We start from the raw sequence: 3,113 nt of genomic DNA, 5'->3' as shown, positions 1-3,113 counted from the left end.
GGGTCGGCCAGTGCACGACCCAGGCGGTTCATCACGTCGAGACGCGAAGCAATAGTCAGCATGCACTGAACTATACAGCGCGCGCTGAACACTCGGTCACAGGCGTCAGCCCAGATCGCACGCCCGTAAGGGGATCCTTCACCGCACGTCGGCTGGCCCGCTCGCTCCCGGACGCGAGGGACATCGCGGGCGAGCTCACCATCAAGGGAGTGGCGCTCAGTCTCGGAGGCAGCGTCTACGACCCCAACGACGCCGTCGGCCGGTTGCTGTTCAACGTGCTCGGCATGGTGGCCGAGTTTGAGGCGGACCTCATCCGCCTACGCACCCGCGAAGGCATTGGCATCGCCAGATCCAAGGGCAAACTCAAAGGCAAGAAGCCCAAGTTCTCGCCCTCTCAGCGCAAGCACCTGCTGACGTTGCACACGGCCGGCGAACACACCCAAGCCGAGTTCGCCGAGCTGTTCAACGTCTCCCGCACCACCATCTACCGCGAGCTGCGCCGCACCACGGCCGACACCTGACCGCGCCTGCACCGCCACTGAGCAATCACAGAAACCCGCCACCAAGCCATCACATCCACAGTGTGGTCGCGATCATCTGGTGCACCGGTTTCCGTCCCGCCCTGAACCATCTCGCCTCCCTGGGCCTGAGGCGCGAGAACGGCGTGCCCAAGACCATCGGCACACGCTCCGCCGACGAGCCCCGCCTGCACCTGCTCGGGTACGGGGACTGGACCGGCTTCGCCTCAGCCACCCTGATCGGGACGGGCAGGACGGCCAAGGACGCAGTCCATGACATCACCAGCCATCTCCCCGCGGCGTCACCCCCACAATAGATAAGCCGTCGCTTGTGTCATGAGCAGTCGCTTGTTAGTGTGGAGGTATGTCTTCACCGATACAAATTCCGGCCGTGGCCTCGGACCTCTCGGCCAAAGAACGCGCCGCCTACCTGGCCCCCACCCTCTCGGCTCTGGCCGACGAGAACCGTCTGACAATCGTGCTGTGCCTCGCCGATGGCGCCAAGACGAACAAGCAGCTGCAGGAGGCCACCGGCCTCAGCCAGGCACTGGTCAGCCATCACGTCTCCGCCCTGCTCAAAGCGGAACTGATCGAAGTGGCCCCGCAGGGCCGGTCGAACCTCATCTCGATCTGCTGCGAACAGTTGGCCGCCCCAGTTCAATGGCTGGCCCACCTTGCCACCCTGACTCCCGCAGGACAGCGAGCCTGCTGCACCGAGGCCGAGATCCCGGCACGCAGTGTGGTGACCGATGCTGACTGACACGCTCGGCACCTTCGCACTGCTGCTGGGCGAGCTGCTGGCCCTGTTCCTCGTCGTCTCGACCGCCGTCGCGCTGATCAACCGGCGATTCGGCCCGGAGAAGATGCGCGACTGGATGAGCAGCGGGAAAGTCCCCGGACCCATCAAGGGACTACTTTTGGGGGCGGTGACTCCATTCTGCTCCTGCTCGACACTGCCGATGCTGGTCGGAATGCTCAACGCCGGGGTCGCCTTCCAGACAGCGATGACCTACCTCATCGCCTCACCGCTGCTCAACCCGATCATCGTCGGCGGCATCGGAATCATCTTCGGGTGGACGACCGCCATCGTCTACACGCTCTTCACCCTGGCCGTCTCACTGCTCGCCCCGTGGGTATGGCGCGGCCTGGGCCTGGAGAAGGCGCTCAAGCGCGTGCGCGTGCAGGGCGAGAAGACGCCCGAGCCGTGGAAAGGAATGCGCGGCGAGATGCCCGGAGCGCTCCGCCAAGCCTGGACCGATCTGCGCCCCCTGCTTGTGCCCATGCTCATCGGCGTGGCGATCGGAGCCGCGATCTACGAGTTCGTCTCCGAGGATCAGCTGACCGCCTTCGCCGGAGCCAACATCTGGTGGGCGGTGCCCCTCGCGGCGATCATCGGCATCCCACTTTACATCCGCTTGGAGACCATGCTCCCGATCGGGCTGGCCCTCCAGTCCGCCGGTGTGGCCCTCGGCCCGATCTTCGCCCTGATGATCGGCGGGGCCGGGGCCTCCCCGCCAGAGGTCTCGATGCTCACGGCGGTCTTCAAGCCACGGCTTCTCGTGACATTCGTCGTCACCATCCTGGCCGTCGCGATCGCCGGCGGCTACATCCTCACGATCACAGCCTGATCCCGACAACTGTCCCCGTAAACCCACCACAGGAAAGGAACCACCATGGGACTGAAGGACCTGTTCACCGGACGCTCGAAGAACGAGCAGTCGGACTGCTGCAACGTCGAGATCGTCCCGGCCGACGAAGACGATAAGCAGCAGAACACCAACACTGAAGCACCTCAGCAGACAGGCATGAGCTGCTGCCAGGACGCCAAGACAGAAGGCTGATCCTTCCCACGGAACTTCGATGCTGTGTCATAGGAACAGCCACGAGGGCCCCGCCACTGGCGAGGCCCTCGCCGTGTGCGCAATCCAACCCTTCGACCATGCCACGCTGCTCGCCCCCGATACCGCGCAGACCTCGGCTGCAGTGAGCACGACGAGATGTGGCGACACCTGCCCGATCTTCCCCGGCAAACGCTACGAGGACTGGCAGTTGAACAACCCCGCAGGACTTGGGCTCGACGCTGTGCACCCCATCCATCACGAGATCGGATCCCGCATCCGCGACCTCATCACCGAACTCACCTGACCCAAGATCACGACCGGCCCAGCGCACCTGCCGAGCATGGACCTCTCCCTTTTCACCGATAGCCCCGGCCGGCCCTGGCCGGGGCTATTCCGTCATCTCCATCATCGGACCCTGCCGGTGATCCTGCGCGCCTCGTCCTCATGACGACGCGCCTCGGCCTCGGCATCATCGGCCTCGTGCAGCACCTGACGGGCGCGATCGCGCATGTCGGCGATCTCGATCGGTCCCACTGCCATGTCCATCACCCCCTCTCCTAGTCGCCCAACCCGTGGCCACGGTCGTGGTCACGGGAGACCTCGATGGTCTGACGCCGCTCCTGGTCCAGCTGACGACGAGCCTGACGCGACCGGGACATGAGCCCCTGCTCGCGTGCGTCGCGCTGTGCCTCGACCTGCTGGCGCATGGTGTCCTGCGTGACCGGCTCGAGCTTCGAGGACCCGAAGCGCGTCG

The 3,113-nt window shown here is 65.2% G+C and carries 8 protein-coding genes; 6 read left to right on the top strand and 2 right to left on the bottom strand.

All coding sequences use genetic code 11. The features are described from left to right. The 6 genes from BJF77_RS00730 to BJF77_RS20930 all read left to right on the top strand — a co-directional run. Positions 1-521 (top strand): recombinase family protein (locus tag BJF77_RS00730; RefSeq protein ID WP_255396065.1); only part of this gene is annotated, 521 nt, incomplete at its 5' end. A 62-nt stretch (positions 522-583) separates the two neighbouring features. Next, the gene (locus tag BJF77_RS00725; protein ID WP_222844935.1) at positions 584-835 is read left to right on the top strand and encodes a hypothetical protein; all 252 of its coding nucleotides are present in this window, start codon (positions 584-586) and stop codon (positions 833-835) included. Positions 836-909: 74 nt separating this feature from the next. After that, a complete protein-coding gene (locus BJF77_RS00720) occupies positions 910-1,278 on the top strand; it encodes a helix-turn-helix transcriptional regulator (protein WP_224799551.1) in 369 nt (122 codons plus the stop codon). Further along, entirely contained in the window at positions 1,268-2,146 is an 879-nt protein-coding gene (locus tag BJF77_RS00715; RefSeq protein WP_075871004.1) for a permease, read from the top strand. Before BJF77_RS00720 ends, BJF77_RS00715 begins: the two co-directional genes overlap by 11 nt. A gap of 45 nt (positions 2,147-2,191) precedes the next feature. Beyond that, positions 2,192-2,359, top strand: a complete 168-nt coding sequence (locus BJF77_RS20760) for a hypothetical protein (protein ID WP_187347229.1) — start codon at positions 2,192-2,194, stop codon at positions 2,357-2,359. Positions 2,360-2,432: 73 nt separating this feature from the next. After that, complete coding sequence (locus tag BJF77_RS20930) at positions 2,433-2,663, top strand: hypothetical protein (RefSeq protein ID WP_222844934.1); 231 nt, start codon at positions 2,433-2,435, stop codon at positions 2,661-2,663. 101 nt (positions 2,664-2,764) lie between these two features. Here the strand turns inward: BJF77_RS20930 and BJF77_RS20375 are convergent, their stop codons facing one another. Continuing rightward, the gene (locus BJF77_RS20375; RefSeq protein WP_158041139.1) at positions 2,765-2,905 is read right to left on the bottom strand and encodes a hypothetical protein; all 141 of its coding nucleotides are present in this window, start codon (positions 2,903-2,905) and stop codon (positions 2,765-2,767) included. Positions 2,906-2,916: 11 nt separating this feature from the next. Beyond that, positions 2,917-3,113 (bottom strand): hypothetical protein (locus tag BJF77_RS20370; RefSeq protein ID WP_158041137.1); only part of this gene is annotated, 197 nt, incomplete at its 5' end.

The organism is Kocuria sp. CNJ-770, from assembly GCF_001942375.1.
Lineage (GTDB): Bacteria > Actinomycetota > Actinomycetes > Actinomycetales > Micrococcaceae > Kocuria > Kocuria oceani.
Note: the sequence above shows the minus strand (reverse complement) of the source record. Positions and strands in the feature narration are given on the sequence as shown.